The organism is Pseudomonas sp. HP_08 (genome assembly GCF_055284095.1).
The window spans coordinates 40,709-60,956 of record NZ_JBTOQC010000009.1 but is presented as its reverse complement, the minus strand read 5'-3'; the positions used below and the strand labels follow the sequence as shown (position 1 = coordinate 60,956).

The following is a 20,248-nucleotide window of genomic DNA, read 5'->3' as shown; positions in this document are numbered from 1 at the left end:
GCCGTTGCGCGCAGGCTTGCCGCCAAGTGCACCTGCATGCGTAAAGCGCAGGCTCTGGAACGTGTATTTCAGCGCGGTCCGGTTAATTTGTTTCTAGACCATCGTTGGGGGTGGCCTTTCACACTGACAAGGCTACACTCGCATCGTCGGGTTCTGCTGTCAGGCCGCCATAAGCGACCACAGCACCGCACGACCCAGAACTTCTAGTCATTTCTGCTGGAATAAAAAAATGAAAAATAATAACAGCCTGGTGCGCCATGTACCTTGGGTGCTGCTAGCAATCATTGGGGCCTGTGCCCTGGGGGTCGTCGCGCTGCGTCGCGGCGAAGCAATCAACGCCTTGTGGATCGTGGTAGCGGCAGTTGCCATCTATCTGGTCGCCTATCGTTACTACAGCCTGTTCATTGCCAACCACGTCATGCAACTCGACCCGCGTCGCGCGACACCGGCGGTGGTCAACAACGACGGCCTGGACTACGTTCCTACCAACAAACACATCCTGTTCGGTCACCACTTTGCAGCCATCGCCGGCGCCGGCCCTCTGGTCGGTCCGGTGCTGGCGGCGCAAATGGGCTATCTGCCCGGCACACTCTGGCTGATCGCCGGCGTGGTGCTGGCCGGTGCCGTGCAGGACTTCATGATCCTGTTCCTTTCCACTCGCCGTAACGGCCGGTCGCTGGGCGACATGGTCCGTGAGGAAATGGGCCGTATCCCCGGCACCATCGCCTTGTTCGGTTGCTTCCTGATCATGATCATCATCCTTGCGGTGCTGGCGCTGATCGTGGTCAAGGCCCTGGCCGAGAGTCCGTGGGGCATGTTCACGGTCATGGCGACCATCCCGACGGCGATGTTCATGGGCATTTACATGCGCTACATCCGCCCGGGACGCATCGGCGAAATCTCGGTGATCGGCGTCGTGCTGCTGCTGGCTTCGATCTGGGTCGGCGGCGCCGTCGCGGCCGACCCGGTCTGGGGCCCGCGCTTCACCTTCACCGGCGTGCAGATCACCTGGATGCTGGTCGGCTACGGCTTCGTCGCCGCCATGCTGCCGGTCTGGCTGTTGCTGGCACCGCGTGACTACCTGTCGACCTTCCTCAAGATCGGCACCATCCTGGCCCTGGCCATCGGCATCCTGATTCTGGCGCCAGAGCTGAAAATGCCGGCCCTGACCCAGTTCACCGACGGCACCGGCCCGGTGTGGAAGGGCACGCTGTTCCCGTTCCTGTTCATCACCATTGCCTGCGGCGCGGTGTCGGGCTTCCATGCCCTGATCTCCTCGGGCACCACGCCCAAGCTGCTCGACAACGAAGTCAACGCCCGTTACATCGGTTACGGCGGCATGCTGATGGAGTCGTTCGTGGCCATCATGGCCATGGTCGCCGCCTCGGTGATCGAGCCAGGCGTGTACTTCGCCATGAACAGCCCGGCTGCCGTGGTCGGTAGCGATGTGGTGTCGGTGGCCGCCAAGGTCAGCGAATGGGGCTTTTTGATCACGCCGGAGCAACTGACCGCCGTGGCCAAGGACATCGGCGAGAACACCATCCTGGCCCGTGCCGGTGGTGCACCGACCCTGGCGGTGGGTATCGCGCAGATCCTGCACCAGGCCTTGCCGGGTGAAAACACCATGGCGTTCTGGTACCACTTCGCGATTCTGTTCGAAGCGCTGTTCATCCTGACGGCGGTGGACGCCGGTACCCGTGCCGGTCGATTCATGCTTCAGGACCTGCTGGGCAGCTTCGTGCCGGCCCTCAAGCGCACCGAATCGTGGACCGCCAACATCATCGGCACCGGTGGTTGTGTGGCGCTGTGGGGTTACCTGCTGTACCAGGGCGTCATCGACCCGCTGGGCGGCATCAACACCCTGTGGCCGCTGTTCGGCATCTCCAACCAGATGCTCGCCGGTATCGCCCTGATGCTTGCCAGCGTCGTGCTGATCAAGATGAAGCGCCAGCGCTATGTCTGGGTCACCATCCTGCCGGCTTCGTGGCTGCTGATCTGCACCGTGACCGCAGGCCTGATCAAGCTGTTCGATCCTAACCCGGCGGTCGGTTTCCTGGCCCTGGCCAAGAAATACAGCACCGCCGCCGACGCCGGCCAGATCCTTGCCCCGGCCAAGAACGTCGACCAGATGCAGCACGTGATCTTCAACGCCTACACCAACGCCGGCCTGACGATCCTGTTCCTGTTCGTGGTCTTCAGCATCCTGTTCTACGCGGTGAAAGTCGGTCGTGCGGCATGGACCAGAACCGAGCGTACCGACAAGGAAGCGCCTTACCAGGCCATGCCGCCAGGTTCGCAAGTCTGATGACCATCAACAGAGGAACTGCCTGTGTTCAATGACCTTGGCCGTCTCGGCAAATACCTGGGCCAGGCCGCCCGCCTGATGGTGGGCATGCCTGACTACGATAATTATGTCGAGCACATGCAGACCAACCACCCGGACAAGCCGATGATGAATTACGAAGAGTTCTTTCGTGAACGTCAGGAAGCCCGTTATGGTGGCAAGAGTGGTCCGAAGTGCTGTTGAACCGCTGAACTGCGTTATTGTTTGACTCGACGCGCCACAGGCCCTCACCTGTGGCGCGTTTTTATTTCTGCCTGAAGCATCCTGCCAAGGAGCCCCAATGAGCGAGCTACAACCCATCCCCGTCACCGTGCTGACCGGTTTTCTGGGCGCCGGCAAGACCACCTTGCTGCGCCACCTGCTCAAGGTCGAACACGGCCTGAAAATCGCGGTGATCGAAAACGAATTCAGCGATGCCGGCATCGACAGCCAGCTGCTCGGCGACGAGCCGGTACAGGTCATGACCCTGTCCAACGGTTGCGTGTGCTGCACCATCCACACCGACCTGACCAAAGCGCTGTACCTGTTGCTCGAGCGGCGTGACAGCGGCGAGATCGCCTTCGACCGGCTGGTGATCGAATGCACTGGCCTGGCTGATCCTGCCCCGGTGGCGCAAACCTTCTTCATCGACGAAGACCTGCGCGAGCGCTACATCCTCGACGGCATCATCACCCTGGTCGATGCCGCCCATGCCGACACACACCTGACCCAGACCATCGCCCAGGCCCAGATCGGCTTTGCCGACCGGCTGCTGGTCAGCAAGCGCGATCTGGTTGACGACGCAGCATTCGAAGCGCTGAGCGCACGCCTGACTCGCATCAACCGCCGTGCGCCGATCCGCATCGTCGACCACGGCCGCATCGATCTTGCCGAACTGCTCGACGTACGCGGCTTCAACCTCAATGCCGACCTGGGCGGCGGCATGACCCTGCGCCCCGTGGCCCCGACCGGCAACAGCGGCGACCGCATCACCAGCCTGGTGCTGCGCACCGACCAGCCGCTGGATATCGACAATCTCAGCACCTTCATGAACGAACTGCTCGAAGAACACGGCAAGCAACTGCTGCGTTATAAAGGCGTGCTCAGCATCAAGGGCGAACCGCGTCGCCTGGTGTTTCAGGGAGTGCTCAAGTTGTACGGCTTCGACTGGGACACCGAATGGGCCGAGGGTGAACCGCGCGAAAGCGTGATCGTGTTCATTGCCGATGAACTGCCGGAAGAGAAGATCCGGGTAGGGTTTGCGGCGATGGCCGGGCAGAGTGTCGTCGTCTGACTCAGCGCATTCGCAGGAGCGAGCGTAGAGCTCGCGAAGAGCCGGTATGACCGAGAGGGTTCATCGTTTGGTCGGCAGCATTCGGGAGCTCTACGCTCCCTCCTGCCCGTGACATCAGCGCCCTTTGCATGCCTCCAGTTCTTCCTGGTTATTCAATCGGGTCACGATGCCCAGCCGGTATTTGCAGTAATCAATCACCAGTTGACGCTCCTCCTGATCAAGCTTGTGTAGAGGTTTGTCGTCCGCATCGCTATCAAAGATATTCACAAACTCCAGCTGAAGCGTGGGTTGCTTCTTGATGAAGAGGACGGTTTTGTTGTCCTCGGCCCAGCGTGTTTCGTAGTAGCCGATAAATAAAGCTGCAAAGAGAGTAATCGCTAAAACTGCAATGATTTTTTTCATGATTCAATAAGGTTCCTGAGGTCCCTGGAAGTACGAATGTTCTTGAACGTCTGGTTCTTCTCGGCACGTTCTGAATTCTTTTTCGGTTTTTAACTGGGTTTCTATGCCTAGTCGATAGACGCAGTAATCGATCATTTTCTGTCGTTGCAGGTCGGTCAGCTCATGCAGGCCTGTTTCAAAGTCAGGGTGAAATATCCTATGGAATACAATTTGTAATGTGGGTTTTTTCTTGATGAAAATCACAGGGTATGAGGTGTTTTCGCCAATGTGTTCGTAGTAACCAATAAAGGGTATGGTTGTAAGGATAATGGCCAGCAGTGCAGTGATTTTTTTCATGGTTCGATCCGATTTTAAGATGCTACCTCTTTTCGCAAGCCTCTAGCTCTCGCTGACTACTTAGCGTTGTTTCAATACCCAGCCGATAGATGCAGTAATCAATTACCCGCTTGCGCTCTTGATTTGTCAGTTGATGAAGCTTTTTGCTATCAGCGTCATTGGCGAAAATATTAAAAAATTTTATTTGCAGTGTGGGTTTCTTCTTGATGAAGAAATGAGAGTGAATTTCAGCGTCTTCAATTGAGTTGTAGTACCCAACAAACAGAGCGCTGGAAAGTACGACCGTCAAAAGCGCGATAATCTTCTTCATGAGGTGGGTGGTGTCAACAGTTGGGTTTTTGTTCGGATAAGCTGAACCAGCTCCATGCCAACATTGCCAGGACATATTTTCCCGTCGCCCACTTGAAAAGGGAACTCTTGATGACCACCAAAGTACTTGATCTTGAAGAGACTGCTTAACGCGCGTAGAAGCATCCGCGTGGCATCTATTTGCTGGGCCGGTATCTGATTGGTTGTTCCGATTCCCATGGAATCCAGCGCTTTACGCCCGAAGGCTACGAGGTCTCCCCCCTCTTCCGGGGTAGTGAGATTGTTCAGCAATACGATGCCAATCACCTGTGAATTGAAACCTGAAACGCTTGAGCCTTTGAAGCGAATATCCCGCCCTTCATATATGTTTCCAGAGCAATCGATTCCAAAGTGGTAACCAATGTCCGAAAATTCTTTATTGTTTTGATGAAAGCTCTGAGTATCAAGCATCTGCTCAGCGCCTGTGCCACAAGAGTAACTCCTGCCAGCGTGGTGTAGCGCTACCATGCTGTAGCTCCAGTCTTTTTCAGGCGTTCCTTGGAGTTTATGAGCGCCCCATTCTGATCGCTCCACAAACTCATGCCCCAACCCCCTGACCTTACGAATAAGCGCCTCCCGCGTCGCCGCCCGGTCATTCACGGTAATCACTATCGGCACCGCCGCTTGTCCCGCCCGAACCTCGTGTGCATTGCCCGTTGCCGTAAAGCGTGGATCACGCCCTGACAGTTCATCCAGTAGCCGGGCCGGTGCCTTGAACAGCACATGCATGGCGATAATCGAGTTTTCCGACGCTGCCTCGATCTGCACCTGTCCGGCAGCATCGGTCGTGCCGGTGATCTGGCGTTCATCCACCACAGCGGTGAAAGGCCGGTTGGCCAGCGGCGCGCCGGTTTCGCTGTCGGTTACCTTGAAGAACCGGGAAAAGGTTCTGGCAGCGTCCGTCGGTGCGTCGTTGGGCTGTACCAGCGCGCCGGCAGCCTGAGCGCGTTGTTCCAGTTGCGGGTCGGCAAGCAGGGCTTGCAGCTTTTGATCGTCGACATTGCCCAGTTCATCGATGGCGCCAAGCCTGGCGAAGTCGACTGCCAGTTTTGGCGTCACAAAGTTGATCGGGCTGCCTTGGGTGTCCTGGCTGCCGGTGACAATGCCGCCGCCATGGCTGGTCAGGCTGCCGATATGCGCCATGGGACGGCCGTCGACCAGGATATTGACGAAGCCGGTGACGATCACCGCACCGCAGGCGGCCCTGTCACCGATGCGGGCAACGGGCAGGCCGTTGACTAATACGGTAGGGGAGGCGGATATCAGCGGGCTCAGCCCGTGCAGCGGAATCGGGCAGGCGTGCAGGTCGGTCAGGCGCGAGACGGGAATCATGGTCAACCTCGTGGATGCGGGGTGTGCATCCTGACGCGGGTTGCCATGGGCTTGATGTAGGGCGTTTCAGCGGGTTGTGTCTGATTGGGCTTCGCCGCCTGTTCAGAGACAGCTGTAAAGAAAAAGCCCGGCGCAGAGGCCGGGCTTTTTCAGGGGGTTGCCGCGAGCGCTATCAGGCGCCGTAAACCGGCAGGCGGGCGCAGATGGCCTTGACCTTTTCACGCACAGCGTCGATCACCGCTTCGTTGTTCAGGTCGGCGAGGATGTCGCAGATCCAGCCGGCCAGTTCCTTGCAGTCGGTTTCGTTGAAGCCGCGGGTGGTAACGGCCGGGGTGCCGAAACGCAGGCCCGAGGTCACGAACGGCGAACGCGGGTCGTTAGGCACCGAGTTCTTGTTGACGGTGATGTAGGCGCGGCCCAGGGCGGCGTCTGCGTCTTTACCGGAGATGTCCTGCTTGATCAGCGAGAGCAGGAACAGGTGGTTCTCGGTACCGCCGGAGACCACGTCGAAGCCGCGCTCGATGAACACGCCAGCCATGGCCTTGGCGTTCTTCACCACTTGTTGCTGGTAAGTCTTGAACTCAGGCTGCAGCGCTTCCTTGAAGCACACGGCCTTGGCGGCGATGACGTGCTCCAGCGGGCCGCCCTGGGCGCCCGGGAAGACGGCCGAGTTGAGCTTTTTCTCGATGTCGGCGTTGGCCTTGGCCAGGATCAGGCCACCACGTGGACCGCGCAGGGTCTTGTGGGTGGTGGTGGTGACCACGTCGGCGAATGGCACCGGGTTTGGATAGACGCCCGCAGCAACCAGACCGGCTACGTGAGCCATGTCGACGAACAGGTAGGCACCGACCTTGTCAGCGATTTCGCGGAAGCGCGGGAAGTCCAGCACTTGCGAGTAGGCCGAGAAGCCGGCAACGATCATTTTTGGCTTGTGCTCGACCGCCAGGCGCTCGACTTCGTCGTAGTCGATCAGGCCGTTGCCGTCGATGCCGTACTGGATGGCGTTGTACAGCTTGCCCGAGGACGAAACGCTGGCGCCGTGGGTCAGGTGACCGCCGTGGGCCAGGCTCATGCCCAGGATGGTGTCGCCGGCTTGCAGCAGCGCCAGGTAGACAGCCGCGTTGGCTTGCGAACCTGCGTGCGGCTGGACGTTGGCGTAGTCGGCACCGAACAGCTCTTTGGCGCGGTCGATGGCCAGTTGCTCAACGACGTCGACGTATTCGCAGCCACCGTAGTAGCGCTTGCCCGGATAGCCTTCGGCGTACTTGTTGGTCAGGGCCGAACCCTGAGCTTCCATGACGGCGGGGCTGGTGTAGTTCTCCGAAGCGATCAACTCGATGTGCTCTTCCTGGCGCACGGCTTCTTGCTCCATGGCTTGGAAGAGATCGGGGTCGAACTTGGCGATAGTCAAATCACGGTTGAACATGGCTGTCCTCGGGAGGTCGGAGCGGAAAAGGGAGGCATTCTACCCCATCGGCTTTTATCTGGCATATGAAAGGGCTTCATCTGTCGGATGAAGCAGCTGCAAGGCAGGAGCGCGCTTGCCCGCGACTGGGCGCGGAGCGGCCATAAAAATTGATGAAACGCCACAAATTTACGACTGCTACGCAGCCGGTCGTGGTGGTCCGGCATTCCGGCAGAGCGCGCTCCTGCGGCGATCATGCGCGACGCTAGTCGAGCATGAACAGGGCGTCGTTGCTGAACTGCGCTTCGAAGTGGCTGGCCGACATCGGGCGGCCGAACAGATAGCCCTGGACTTCGTCGCAGCCGTGTTCGCGCAGGAACTCCAGTTGCTCGTGGGTTTCGACGCCCTCGGCGATGACGGCCAGGTTCAGGCTGTGGGCCATGGCGATGATTGCCCGGGCGATCTGCGCGTCCTGCTCGCCTGACGGCAGGCCGTCGACGAAGGTGCGGTCGATCTTCAGTACGTCGATCGGGAACTGCTTGAGGTAGTTCAGCGAGGAATAACCGGTGCCGAAATCGTCGACGGCGATGCTCAGGCCGAGGTTTTTCAGGCCGTCGAGGATCTGCATGGCTTCGCTGACTTCGCGCATCAGGATACTTTCGGTCAGCTCCAGCTCCAGGCACGCCGGCGGCAGGCCGGTCTGGCGCAGGGTTTCGGCGATGCGCTCGCCCAACTGGCCGTCGGAGAACTGCCGCGCCGAGATATTCACCGAGACCTTGGGCACCCGCACCTTATTCTGGTGCCAGGTCTTGAGCTGGCGGCAGGCTTCGGCCAAAACCCAGTCGCCAACTTCGACCACCAGCCCTAACTCTTCCAGTACCGGGATGAAGTCGTTGGGCGGCACCAGCCCACGGCGTGGGTGGCGCCAGCGCAGCAGGGCTTCGGCGCCGGTCAGGCGTTTGCCGTCGCCGCTGAACTGCGGCTGGTAGAACAGCACGAACTCCTGTTGCTCCAGCGCATGGCGCAGGTCGCTTTCGAGTTCCAGGCGCTCCAGCGCCGTGGCGTTCATGTCGGCCTGGTAGAACTGGAAGTTGTTCTTGCCGCGCTCCTTGGCGTGGTACATGGCGGTGTCGGCGTTTTTCATCAACTGGCTCAGCTCGTTGCCGTCCTGCGGGCTGAGGGCGATGCCGATACTGGCCGTCACAAAAAACTCGCGGCCTTCGAGCACAAACGGCGTCACCAGGCTGGTCAGGATTTGCTCGGCGACATGAATGGCGCGGTTCAGGGCGCTTTCGCGGGTGGCGCCAGGCTCCAGCAACAAGGTGAATTCGTCGCCGCCCATGCGTGCCACGGTGTCGTCGTCGGTCACGCAGGCCAGCAACCGGCTGGCCATTTCCTTGAGCATGCGGTCACCGGCGGCATGGCCCAGCGAGTCGTTGATCGGCTTGAAGCGGTCCAGGTCGAGGAACATCAACACCACCCAGGCTTGCTGGCGTTCAGCGTGTTGCAAGGCCGAGTGCAGACGGTCCTGGAACAGCGTGCGGTTGGGCAGGTGGGTCAGGGCGTCGTAATAGGCCAGGCGATGGATATGCTGTTCGCTGGCCTTGCGCTCGCTGATGTCGCTGAAGAAGCACACATAGCTGGCCAGGTCGCCTTCATCGTCGAACACCGCCGTAATGCCGACCCACGCCGGGTATTGCTCACCGTTACGGCGCTTGAGCAGCACCTCGCCTTCCCAACTGCCGCGCTGGTTGAGTTGGGTAAGAATGTGGTGCAGGTGTTTTTCCTGTTCATGCTCGACGGTGAGCATGCTCGGCAACTGGTCGAGCACCTGGGCCACTTCATAGCCGCTGACCCGGGTGAACGCTTCGTTGGCCTGAACAATGTAGCCGGCCGGGTCGGTGATCAGGATGGCCGAGGTCGAGTGCTCGAAGACCGTGGCGGCCATGCGCAGGTCTTTCTCGGCACGGCGTTGCTGGCTGACATCGCGGCCCACGCCAAGAATGCCTTCCAGGCGACCACGCTCGTCCCAGACCAGCACCAGGCGCAACTCGACAGGAATCTTGCGCCCGTCGGCGCGCAGGCAGTCGAACAGAAACAGGTGGGTCGGCAATTCGTTGCGCAGCTTGTCGAGTTCGGCGGGCTTGTTCAGCACCTTGCGAATGCGCGCGATCAGGTTGTGAATGCCTGTCAGTTGCTGCGGGTTGGCGATGGCCGCGCCCCAGCCGTTGTGCAGAATCCACTCGGCGCTGTAGCCCATCACGCTTTGCACCGAGGGGCTGACATAGTTGAGTTCCAGCTGGCTGTCGGTGGAGAAAATCACATCGCTGATGCTTTCGGCGAGCATCCGGTAACGCTGCTCGCTGTCACGCAGCGACTGGCTGGCGGCAACCTGTTCGGTGATGTCTTTGGCAATGCCGATGATCCGCGTGACCAGGTGATCTTTATCCCAGGCCATGGCCTGCTCGCGGATGTCGAAGCAGCGCCAGTTCTGTTGCCGGTCGCGAAAGCGCAGCACGCATTGCAGCAGCTCGTTATGACCGTGATGGCGCTGGCGCAGGCGCATGTCCCGGTAGGCACGGGCATCGTCGGGGTGCAGCAGGATTTCCCAGAAAAACTCGCCCATCGCCTGCAGCTCGGCCTTGCTGTAGCCCAGTGTCTGGCCCAGATGGTGGTTGCTGTAGATCATCCGCTGGCTGAGCACGTCCTGCACATAGAGGTGATCGGGCACGGTGCGCACCACATCCGACCAGAAACTCTCGCGGTCCAGCAGCGACAGTTCGATCTGCTTGCGGCTGGTGATGTCGCCGATGCTCAGGATCACGGCATCGAAGTCGGCGTGCGCCTGGGGCAGGCGCATCACCAGCCATAGGTGCTGGTCCTGACCGTTGTCCTGGGTCAGGCGGATTTCCAGCTCCAGGCGCTGTTGGCCGTTGAGCACCGCTTCGATGATCTGCAGGCCGATACCGATGCGGGTGCGCGGGCAACCGTCGATCAGTTGCTGCCAGGCCTGCTCGTTGCCGTCGATGGCCAGCAGGTCCAGGGCCACCTGATTGACTTCGGTGATGTGCAGTTGTTGCAGCAGCCGCCCGCGCTGGCCGGGCTGGTTGTCGAGCAGCTTTTTCAGGTCCTCGGCAGTCTTGATCTGCAGGCTGTCGAACAGCGGCGGCAGTCCGGACATGTCCAGTACGCACAGCGCCACGCCGGTGCCTTCGAAAATCCCCTGATAACGGCGCCGGCTTTCGAGCAACTGCCCCTGGCGGCGGCGCAGGCTGATCAGCGCCATCAGCGGCAGGATCGAGAACAGCAAGGCCAGCGCGCATTTGATGATCAGCGGCACCAGCAAGGCCTGGCGTTCGCGATAGGCATCGAACAGGCCGCGCAGTTGCCAGTCACTGTTGCCGATCGGTTGCAGCAACACGGTTTCGGCACTGCCGGCATTTCTATAACTGTCGCGTGCAAGGGTCTGCTGGCCTTCGCGGCTTTCCAGGCGCCACAGGTGGATGAAGTCATGGTCGTACTGTTGGGTCAGGCCCTTGAGTACATCGGGGCCCAGCCGCACCACCCAGTAATCACCGGTAAAGCCGCCTGCCTGGCGCAACAGCAAATAGATCAGGGTGGCGTCTGTGGAATGCGTGTAGTAGAACGGCCGGCCCTGCGCCCGAACCAGTTGGGCCTTGATAAATGCAGCGTCGTGGGTGTCGCCGGCGCTGTCTTTGATCACGTCCCCGACCGGGTTCAGCCAGACCACACTGTGCAAGGCGGGCAGTGCCTGGCGCAGTGGGGCGAGGGTGACGGCCTGGTCCATGGGCTGGCCCAGGGATTTGGCTTCATCCAGCAGGCTGGTGCTGACCTGCGCGTTGAGGGCCATGTTCAGGCTCAGGCGATCGGCCAGTTGAGTGCTGTAGTCAAGGCTGCGCTGGCGTTGGCGGTCCTGGGTCTGCTGGAACTGCTCGAACGATTGCCACAACAGCAAGGCGAGCATCAACAGCACCAATGCCGCCAGCACACCTTTCAATGAGCTGCTCAAAGGCACATGCCCGGTGCTTTTGGCGCTACGCAGCGATGAGGAAGAGGTTGGTGTGGGCAAGTCGTTGTTCCTGACTACTGAACTGAAGCAGCGAATGCGCGATGCATTGACTAATTAGGCCGGGCGCCCAAAGGGCGGCTAGCATGCCTTGAGTCTAGGCGAAGTGCCAGCGTTTGTTGGGTCTTATGCCCGTGCCATGGCATCGGGCCTGGCCTTGCGAAACTCATCCGGGGTCACGCCCATCAACTTGCGAAACATGCCGATAAACGCCGATGAACTGCTATAGCCCAGATCCAGTGCGATCGCTTCGACCGTCATCGGTGTTTCCAGGCGTTCCAGTGCGCGCACCACGGTCAGCCGTTGCCGCCATTGCGCCAGCGACATGCCCAGATCGCGCTGGCAGCGGCGCAGCAAGGTGCGTTCGGTGGTGTTGGCCATTTTCGCCAGTTCCAGCAGTGAGTAGGTTTCGCCGGGATTACGCTCAAGCCACAGCAAGACCGGTGCCAGAATCGGGTCGTCCGAGCCGGGCAAATAGCTGCCGGCGCGTGAAGTCTGCCTGAGCTTGTCGAGCAGCACCTGCAACAGCCGTTCATCCTCGGCACTTTGCGGCACGCCGGGCGGGGCGCCGTGCAGTTCGTCGAGCAGGGCGCGGATCAACGGGGTAATGGTCAGTGCGCAGGCTTGCAACGGCAAACCTGCACACAAGGGCCGGGCGATATACAGCGAGGCATGGCAGGCTTCGTAGCGATTGCGCCCGACGTGCTCGGTTTCGGGCGGCAGCCACACACCGTATTGCGGCGGCGCCAGGAAATGCTGGTCACGCATCTTGATGTCCATCACGCCGCTGTATGAATAGACGAACTCACCCCATGGATGACTGTGCACGGGGTAGGTGCTCGAAGCCGGCACCCAGGCGCTGCGAAAATAGATCGGCGCAGGAATCGCCTCGGTGAAGGGTGGCAAGTGCAGGTGGCGGGCTGTTTCAGCCATGGGCAGGTTTTCCGTCAGGCGGCCGGCGAGTGGCGATTATGCGCTATGGGTTGTCGGTTTGGCGCTATGTGCTTCTGATCGGTCGCGCCCACACTGCCGGCACTTCCTGCACGAGTGCCGATCATGAACACACGCCAACCCGTCGATGCCCGCGCCGCCGCACTCATGTGCGGTATCTGCGCCTTGTGGGGATTACAGCAGGTGGCGGTCAAGGTCGCGGCACCCGACATGGCGCCGCTGATGCAGTTGTCGATCCGCTCCGGACTGGCGGCGATTCTGGTCTGGGCGCTGATGCTCTGGCGCGGCGAAGGGCGTGCCTTTGATCGCGCCACGCTGGCGCCGGGCATCATCGTCGGGCTGCTGTTTGCCCTGGAGTTTCTGTTTGTGGGCGAGGGCCTGCGCTATACCAGTGCTTCGCGGATGGTGATCTTCCTTTATTGCGCGCCGATCTTTACCGCCATCGGCCTGCACCTGTTTGTGCCCGGTGAGCGTTTGAGCCTGTTGCAATGGGGCGGGATTCTGATCGCGTTCGTCGGGGCGGTGTTTGCGTTCTACGGGCCAGCCGACAGCCTGGCCAACCGTCCGGCAGCGGCCGCCGATCAGCGCCTGGGCGATGCCTTTGGTTTACTGGGCGCCATTGCCTGGGCCGCGACCACCGTCACCGTGCGCGCCACCCGGCTGGCAGCGGCACCGGCCAGCCAGACGCTGCTGTACCAGTTGTTGGGCGCGTTCGGCTTGCTGCTGGCGGTGGCCTGGTTCAGCGGCCAGACCGGCTTCACCCTGTCGCACATTGCCCTGGTGAGCCTGGCGTTCCAGACCTTTCTGGTGGCCTTCATGAGTTTTCTGGTGTGGTTCTGGCTGTTGCGCCACTACCTGGCGTCGCGCCTTGGGGTGTTGTCGTTCCTGACCCCGCTGTTCGGCGTGGTATTCGGGGTATGGCTGCTCGATGAAACGCTGGAGCCGGCCTTTATAACCGGCGCGCTGCTGGTCATGGCCGGTATCGTCGTGGTCAGCGGCCATGACCTGTTCAGGCAGCGATCGGTGCAGCCATCCCCCTGCCAGCCACCGCCGAGTTAGGTTAAGCTTGCCGACCCTGAGCGCGGTGCGTCTGCGCTCGCTGTCGACTTTCAATACAGCCTGCAGCCTGCTTCTGGCACGGCCTGCGCCAGCTCGCGGCTTTCTATAGTCCGCCTGTAGTCCGGCGAGCTGCCAATCTTGTGGCCTTGCCTGCGTGGCAGGGCTTTCCATTTGTGTTTTCGAGCGAGGTCAACGTTTTGGCTCAATATGTCTACACCATGCATCGGCTGAGCAAAGTAGTGCCGCCGAAGCGGGAAATTCTCAAGAATATTTCTCTGTCGTTCTTCCCCGGCGCCAAGATCGGCGTACTGGGCCTGAACGGTTCGGGTAAATCCACCCTGCTGAAAATCATGGCCGGCGTCGACAAAGAGTTCGACGGTGAAGCCCGCCCGATGCCGGAACTTAACGTCGGCTACCTGCCCCAAGAGCCGCAACTGGACCCTGAGAAAACCGTTCGCGAAGTGGTCGAGGAGGCCGTCAGCGTCATCAAGGACGCCCAAGCGCGCCTGGATGAGGTGTATGCCGCCTACGCCGACCCGGATGCCGACTTCGACAAGCTCGCCGCCGAACAGGCCAAGCTTGAAGCCATCTTGCAGGCCAGCGATGGCCACAATCTGGAGCGTCAGCTGGAAGTCGCCGCCGACGCCCTGCGCCTGCCGGCCTGGGATGCCAAGGTTGCCGTGCTGTCCGGTGGTGAAAAGCGCCGCGTCGCGCTGTGCCGCCTGCTGCTGTCGGCCCCGGACATGCTGCTGCTCGACGAACCGACCAACCACCTGGACGCCGATTCCGTCGCCTGGCTGGAGCAGTTCCTGCACGGTTTCCCCGGCACCGTGGTTGCGATCACGCACGACCGTTACTTCCTCGACAACGTCGCCGGCTGGATTCTGGAACTCGACCGCGGCGCCGGCATTCCGTACGAAGGCAACTATTCGGGCTGGCTGGAAGCCAAATCCGATCGTCTGGCCCAGGAATCCAAGCAGCAGTCGGCCCATGAAAAGGCCATGAAAGAAGAGCTGGAGTGGGTGCGCAAAGGCGCCAAGGCTCGTCAGTCCAAGTCCAAGGCGCGTCTGCAACGCTTCGAAGAAATGCAATCGCAGGAATTCCAGAAGCGCAGCGAAACCAACGAGATCTACATCCCGGCCGGTCCGCGCCTGGGTGACAAGGTCATCGAGTTCAAGAACGTCAGCAAAGGCTATGGCGATCGCGTGCTGATCGATAACCTGTCGTTCGCCATGCCCAAGGGCGCCATCGTTGGCGTGATCGGCGGTAACGGTGCCGGTAAATCGACCCTGTTCCGCATGCTGATGGGCAAGGAACAGCCGGATTCGGGCAGCATCGAGATCGGTGAAACCGTGCAACTGGCGTGCGTCGATCAGGCGCGTGACGACCTGGACGGCAGCAAGACCGTGTTCCAGCAGATCTCCGACGGTTCCGACCAGATCCGCATCGGCAACTACGAGATTCCGTCGCGTACCTATGTCGGCCGTTTCAACTTCAAGGGCGGCGACCAGCAGAAGTTCGTCAAGGACCTGTCTGGCGGTGAGCGCGGTCGCTTGCACTTGGCGCTGACCCTGAAAGAGGGCGGCAACGTCCTGCTGCTCGACGAACCGTCCAACGACCTCGACGTAGAAACCCTGCGTTCGCTGGAGGAAGCCCTGCTGGACTTCCCTGGCGCCGCCATTGTGATTTCCCATGATCGGTGGTTCCTGGACCGCGTGGCCACTCACATTTTGGCGTACGAAGATGATTCGCAAGCGGTGTTCTTCGAAGGTAACTACACCGAATATGAAGCTGACCGTAAGAAACGTCTGGGCGATGCCGCTGCACAGCCGCACCGTGTACGACACAAGAAACTGGCGTAACACGCCGTTTTAGCTGCGCAAAAATGGGGCCTTTGTAGCCCCATTTTTGTGCCTTGAATTCAGCGTTTCAGGCTTTTAAATCGAATTAATTTATAGAATTGCACCATTTAATTTCATTAAAACGACATTTCGCCCTTTTTAAGTGCGTTATCCCTTGGTAGAGTCCGGAAAAAATTCCTACAAGCCTCCACTCTCCGAGACGTACCCCATGACTGAATCCGTCGACAATTTCCTCGCCCGTATCAAGCTGCGCGACCCGGCGCAGCCTGAATTTCATCAGGCCGTCGAAGAAGTATTGCGCAGCCTCTGGCCATTCCTGGAAGCCAACCCGCATTACCTGCAGGCCGGCATTCTGGAGCGCATGGTCGAGCCGGAGCGGGCAGTGCTGTTTCGGGTGTCGTGGGTCGATGATCAGGGCAAGGTTCAGGTCAATCGCGGCTACCGGATCCAGATGAGCAGCGCCATCGGCCCATACAAGGGCGGCCTGCGTTTTCACCCGTCGGTGAACCTCAGCGTGCTCAAGTTCCTGGCTTTCGAGCAGGTATTGAAGAACTCGCTGACCTCGCTGCCCATGGGCGGCGGCAAGGGCGGCTCGGACTTTGATCCCAAGGGCAAGAGCGACGCCGAAGTCATGCGTTTCTGTCAGGCCTTCATGAGCGAGCTGTACCGCCACATCGGTGCCGACCTCGACGTGCCGGCCGGTGATATCGGCGTGGGCGGTCGTGAGATCGGCTTCATGTTCGGTCAGTACAAGCGCCTGGCCAACCAGTTCACCTCGGTGCTGACCGGCAAGGGCATCACCTACGGCGGCAGCCTGATCCGCCCGGAAGCCACCGGCTACGGCTGCGTGTATTTCGCTGAAGAGATGCTCAAGCGCCAGGACAAGACGATCGATGGCCGTCGCGTGGCCATTTCCGGCTCCGGCAACGTGGCTCAGTACGCGGCACGCAAGGTCATGGATCTGGGCGGCAAGGTGATTTCGCTGTCCGACTCCGAAGGCACGCTGTACATCGAGGCTGGCCTGAACGACGCGCAATGGGACGCGCTGCTGGAGCTGAAAAACGTCAAGCGTGGGCGTCTCAGCGAACTGGCGGCGCCGTTCGGTCTGGAGTTCCGCAAGGGCCAGACACCGTGGAGCCTGGCCTGCGACATCGCATTGCCTTGTGCGACGCAGAACGAACTCAATGTCGAGGATGCCCGCACGCTGTTGCGCAACGGCTGCATCTGCGTGGCCGAAGGCGCCAACATGCCGACCACGCTGGAGGCTGTGGATATCTTTATCGAGGCCGGCACCCTGTTTGCGCCGGGCAAGGCCTCGAACGCCGGCGGTGTGGCGGTCAGCGGCCTGGAAATGTCGCAGAACGCCATGCGCCTGCACTGGACCGCAGGTGAAGTGGACAGCAAGCTGCACGGCATCATGCAGTCGATCCACCATGCGTGCGTGCACTACGGCACCGAGGCCGATGGCAGCGTCAACTACGTGAAGGGCGCCAACATCGCAGGCTTCGTCAAAGTCGCCGACGCGATGCTGGCACAAGGCGTGGTGTGATGTATTCACTGTATCTGTAGGCAATTACCCGACGCCACGCAAACACAGGCCCGTAGCAATTGTGTTCTCAAGCCAACTGCGCGTCAGCCTTCAAGGCTTCGCGCATTCTGGCCTTGATACTGAGTACGACACAAACCTTGTAGGAGTGAGCGCAGCTCACGAAAGGGCCCGTGGAATCAGCACATTTGCGGTGAGTTTACTTTAGCCTTCGCGAGCTGGCGCTCGCTCCTACGGGTTTTGGGCAGGCCTTGATACTGAGTACGACACAAACCTTGGCGCGCGCTTGCCTTGGGGCGCACCCGGACGACCGGCTGCGTTAGCAGCCGTAAATTTTCAGCGTTTACGAGATCTTGCGAGCGCTGGCGCACTCGGTCGCGGGTAAACGCGCTCCTACAGGGGCGGGTTTTCACTGGCCGGGGTCGGCTTCGATTTGCAGCACTTCGATCAAGCGGTCGCCGGCCGGGCGTTTCCACAGCACTTCGTCGCCCGCCTGGGCGCCGAGCAGGGCGCGGCCCAAGGGTGAGCCCCAGTTGATCAGCCCGTGGCTGGCGTCGGCCTGGTCTTCACCGACCAGTTGCACGCGCTGGCGGTGGTCCTGTTCATCGGCGTAGGTCACGGTGCTGCCAATCTGAACCTTGTCGGTGGACAAGGCGGGCGTCACCACTTTTGCGCTTTGCAGGCGTTGGGTGAAATAACGCAGGTCGCGCTCCAGATCGACCAGGCGCTGTTTGTCGGTGCCGTCGTCCAGTTCCGCTTGCTGACGATGCAAGGCCTGCAGTTCGCTGACCTGGTTCTGCAACAGAACCAGGCCTTGGGCGGTCACGTAATTGGGTTGTTCGCTGACCTGCCGTTCGACCGGCTGGCTGGCTTGGGATGCAGTGTTGTCTTCGTTAACAAAAGCACGACTCATGATGTCCTCCCGGCTAGATAAGCGTTAGGCAATCGCAGGCCAAAGAAGTTGAGGCACCATCAGACGCATGGTCGGCATTCAGTCAGACATATAGGCCTTGGCCTTGCTGCGGGTTTTCTCTCGTTCCCAGTCACGGTCGCGGTCGTTGCCCAGACTGTTGGCGTCGCGGTCACGGTTTTGCTGCATGGCCTGGCATTGGCGAAACCCGTCGTTCCAGCCCTTGGCGTACAGCGGCTCTTTCAGGTCGCGCGGCACGTCCTTGCGGTACACGCCGCCAATGGAGCCGGCCGCCTGTCGGCCACTGCCGCAACCATCCTGAAAGCCGTCGGCAAACGCCGGTGGATAGCCTTCGGCGACTAATTGCTCGTGGGTCGACTGGCAACCCGCAAGCACAACGATCAAGCCCAACAACGCGATACGCATGTTCATGACCGGATTCCTCGGTTACTGAGGAAAGTCTAGATCACGCCGTGTCGGGGCGTGGTCAAAGGCTTGTCGAGAAGCTGTTCAGTAGTGATACCACTTCGCTTGCAGCATGACTTCGTTCTGCGCGCCACCCAGATGGCTGAAGTCGCGTTGCGCTGTCAGGCGCAGGCCCAGGTTGCGCGACACTTCCCATTGCTGGTTCAGGCTGATGCTGCGGCGCACTTCGCCATTGGTGAAGTAATCGCCCTTGGCTTCCAGGCTCAGGTTGCCCAACGGGTTACGCCACAGCAGGCCGGTATCGAAACCGGCGGCTGGCGCGACGAAGGCGGCGAAATCGTTGTTGTGTTCGACGCGCACTGTGCCGAGTGCGAAGCCCAGTACATTGTCGTGCAGTTGCCAGGTGCCGCCGGCGCCGCCGTTGACGTGGCTGACCAGGTTCTGGTCGCCGTGCTTGCCCGGCACCCGCTCAAGGCCGCCGGCCACTTGCCAGGACCACGGCTTGAGCAGTTCGGTGCGCGGTGTCATCGAGCGGATGGTCGCCAGATCCAGACGCTGGACTTGCCATTCATTGCCTTCGTACTGGCGCAGCTTGAGTTGCAGGATCTCGATCTGGGCGCCCAGCGGAAAGCCATAGGCGTTGTCGTTGAGGTCGTGATAGGCCATGCGCAAACCATATTCGGCGAATGCCTTATCGTCGCGGCTGCCGACGCCGAGTTGCCAGGTGCGCGATTCGTGGCCCTCTTCGGGCAGGCCCGGTTGCTCGATCTGCAACGCCGGTGGCGGATTGCGGTTGATGGCCTGCAACAGCGCAAAACTGCGTTGCGCCGCCTGCCTGTCGCGGGCCTGGCCGTTGGCGCGGTAACGCTCCAGACGGTAAGCGGCGTCCTGAATCAGCGCGCGGCGCTCAGTTGGCAATGCTTGATAAGCCGGCGCTTGCAATTGCGAGGTGTCGGCGCTGATCGCCTTCACCCACTGCTGTTCGTCAGCGTCCAGCGGCTCGGCGCGGCTGAGCAATTCACGCTCGCGCGAAGGGCGGTATTCGGTCTTTTCCACCAGGCCAGCGGCCTTGATGGCCTTGACGGTGTCGGTCGGGATCGCGGTCAGCTCGAACTGGTCGGTCAGTTTCAGGCCGGGTCGGGCGATTTCGAGCAATTCAAGCAGGCGATAGGAGCAGTTTTCGTCGAAGAAGAAATAGCTGAAGCGCACCTGCTTCAGTTCCCAGACGTGCTCGACCATGCGCTCGGTTTCAGCGGTGCTCAGGTTCAGCCGGTATTCCCACAGGTCGCGGTTTTCCAGGCTGCGGTATTCAGAGAGCTTTTCCTGGTACGGGACCATCGAAAACAGGCCGGGATAACCGCCGGCCAAGCCTTTCCAGGCGTACAGGATGCTGTTGTCCATGCCTTCGATGTAGGCGCCGAAGTTGATCGCGTAGCTGAGCAGCGTGGTGTTGTTGGTCCTGGCACTGGCAGGGTCGATGCGCAGCAAGGTGTGGCCGAACATCGACGACGGGCTGTTGAGGTAGGCCGCCGGAAAGATCAGCACGGTGCTGTCGGGCGCCACATCCTTGAACCACGCCTTGAATTCAGTGCAGTCCACGGCAGGCAGGTCATGCAGTTGCAACTGATCGCGCAGCCAGCGGGTACGGGCCGGGTAAACACATTGAGCGTGTTGCTGGGGGTTGCCGACCGGGGCGGTGATCGCCGCCAGGGTCGCGGCAATTTCGGCGCGCGGGTCATGGGCGCCGTCTTTGGCAAGAAAGAATTTCGGGTCGTCGACATAGCTGCGCCAGCCACTCAGACGAGTTTTCTCGTAGTGGCCCAGCGAGATCCAGAACGGGTCGTCGGCCAGTTGCTGCAAGCGTCCGGCATTGGGTTCAGAAGCCGCAGCGGCCGCGCACAGCGGGGCACAGACCGACAGCGTCAGGCAGGCGAGACGTTTGAGCATGGGCAGGCAACTGTCAAAAA

The 20,248-nt window shown here is 60.7% G+C and carries 16 protein-coding genes; 6 read left to right on the top strand and 10 right to left on the bottom strand.

Features of this window, described 5'->3' with window-relative positions; translation table 11 throughout:
• Positions 1 to 229 precede the first annotated feature (229 nt).
• The 3 genes from ACYAS9_RS09710 to yjiA all read left to right on the top strand — a co-directional run bounded on the left by ACYAS9_RS09710 (position 230) and on the right by yjiA (position 3,617).
• Positions 230 to 2,305, top strand: a complete 2,076-nt coding sequence (locus ACYAS9_RS09710; RefSeq protein WP_463568077.1) for a carbon starvation CstA family protein — start codon at positions 230 to 232, stop codon at positions 2,303 to 2,305.
• Positions 2,306 to 2,329: 24 nt separating this feature from the next.
• On the top strand, positions 2,330 to 2,527 hold the full coding sequence (locus ACYAS9_RS09705) for a YbdD/YjiX family protein (RefSeq protein ID WP_463568076.1): 198 nt from the start codon (positions 2,330 to 2,332) through the stop codon (positions 2,525 to 2,527).
• Positions 2,528 to 2,624: 97 nt separating this feature from the next.
• Positions 2,625 to 3,617 (top strand): GTPase, encoded by a 993-nt coding sequence (yjiA, locus tag ACYAS9_RS09700; RefSeq protein ID WP_463568075.1) that lies wholly within the window; start codon positions 2,625 to 2,627, stop codon positions 3,615 to 3,617.
• A 114-nt stretch (positions 3,618 to 3,731) separates the two neighbouring features.
• Here yjiA and ACYAS9_RS09695 read toward each other — a convergent pair whose 3' ends face one another.
• From ACYAS9_RS09695 to ACYAS9_RS09665, 7 genes are all read right to left on the bottom strand, one after another.
• Positions 3,732 to 4,019, bottom strand: coding sequence for a hypothetical protein (locus ACYAS9_RS09695; RefSeq protein ID WP_463568074.1), 288 nt, complete (start codon positions 4,017 to 4,019; stop codon positions 3,732 to 3,734).
• Positions 4,020 to 4,022: 3 nt separating this feature from the next.
• Positions 4,023 to 4,355 carry a hypothetical protein gene (locus tag ACYAS9_RS09690; protein ID WP_463568073.1) on the bottom strand — a complete coding sequence of 111 codons (333 nt, stop codon included), beginning with the start codon at positions 4,353 to 4,355 and terminating at the stop codon, positions 4,023 to 4,025.
• 22 nt (positions 4,356 to 4,377) lie between these two features.
• Entirely contained in the window at positions 4,378 to 4,665 is a 288-nt protein-coding gene (locus ACYAS9_RS09685) for a hypothetical protein (protein ID WP_463568072.1), read from the bottom strand.
• Entirely contained in the window at positions 4,662 to 6,035 is a 1,374-nt protein-coding gene (locus tag ACYAS9_RS09680; RefSeq protein ID WP_463568071.1) for a PAAR domain-containing protein, read from the bottom strand. The genes ACYAS9_RS09685 and ACYAS9_RS09680 overlap by 4 nt, the downstream gene beginning before the upstream one ends.
• Positions 6,036 to 6,207: 172 nt before the next feature.
• The gene (gene glyA / locus ACYAS9_RS09675; protein WP_463568070.1) at positions 6,208 to 7,461 is read right to left on the bottom strand and encodes a serine hydroxymethyltransferase; all 1,254 of its coding nucleotides are present in this window, start codon (positions 7,459 to 7,461) and stop codon (positions 6,208 to 6,210) included.
• Positions 7,462 to 7,705: 244 nt separating this feature from the next.
• Positions 7,706 to 11,530: a sensor domain-containing protein gene (locus tag ACYAS9_RS09670; protein ID WP_463568069.1), complete on the bottom strand. Its 3,825-nt coding sequence runs from the start codon at positions 11,528 to 11,530 to the stop codon at positions 7,706 to 7,708.
• A gap of 123 nt (positions 11,531 to 11,653) precedes the next feature.
• Positions 11,654 to 12,460, bottom strand: coding sequence for an AraC family ligand binding domain-containing protein (locus ACYAS9_RS09665; protein WP_463568068.1), 807 nt, complete (start codon positions 12,458 to 12,460; stop codon positions 11,654 to 11,656).
• Between the two features lie 123 nt (positions 12,461 to 12,583).
• On the opposite strand from ACYAS9_RS09665, the gene ACYAS9_RS09660 reads away from it, so the two are divergent.
• The 3 genes from ACYAS9_RS09660 (at position 12,584) to gdhA (ending at position 16,948) form a co-directional block, all read left to right on the top strand.
• Positions 12,584 to 13,537: a DMT family transporter gene (locus tag ACYAS9_RS09660; protein ID WP_463568067.1), complete on the top strand. Its 954-nt coding sequence runs from the start codon at positions 12,584 to 12,586 to the stop codon at positions 13,535 to 13,537.
• 197 nt (positions 13,538 to 13,734) lie between these two features.
• On the top strand, positions 13,735 to 15,399 hold the full coding sequence (gene ettA, locus ACYAS9_RS09655; RefSeq protein ID WP_056841932.1) for an energy-dependent translational throttle protein EttA: 1,665 nt from the start codon (positions 13,735 to 13,737) through the stop codon (positions 15,397 to 15,399).
• Between the two features lie 208 nt (positions 15,400 to 15,607).
• Positions 15,608 to 16,948 carry an NADP-specific glutamate dehydrogenase gene (gene gdhA, locus ACYAS9_RS09650; protein WP_463568066.1) on the top strand — a complete coding sequence of 447 codons (1,341 nt, stop codon included), beginning with the start codon at positions 15,608 to 15,610 and terminating at the stop codon, positions 16,946 to 16,948.
• Between the two features lie 406 nt (positions 16,949 to 17,354).
• Here gdhA and ACYAS9_RS09645 read toward each other — a convergent pair whose 3' ends face one another.
• The 3 genes from ACYAS9_RS09645 to ACYAS9_RS09635 form a co-directional block, all read right to left on the bottom strand.
• A complete protein-coding gene (locus tag ACYAS9_RS09645; RefSeq protein WP_463568065.1) occupies positions 17,355 to 17,858 on the bottom strand; it encodes a GreA/GreB family elongation factor in 504 nt (167 codons plus the stop codon).
• A gap of 78 nt (positions 17,859 to 17,936) precedes the next feature.
• Positions 17,937 to 18,287 carry a hypothetical protein gene (locus ACYAS9_RS09640; RefSeq protein ID WP_463568064.1) on the bottom strand — a complete coding sequence of 117 codons (351 nt, stop codon included), beginning with the start codon at positions 18,285 to 18,287 and terminating at the stop codon, positions 17,937 to 17,939.
• Between the two features lie 78 nt (positions 18,288 to 18,365).
• Positions 18,366 to 20,228: an Lnb N-terminal periplasmic domain-containing protein gene (locus tag ACYAS9_RS09635; protein ID WP_463568063.1), complete on the bottom strand. Its 1,863-nt coding sequence runs from the start codon at positions 20,226 to 20,228 to the stop codon at positions 18,366 to 18,368.
• Positions 20,229 to 20,248: the final 20 nt, after the last annotated feature.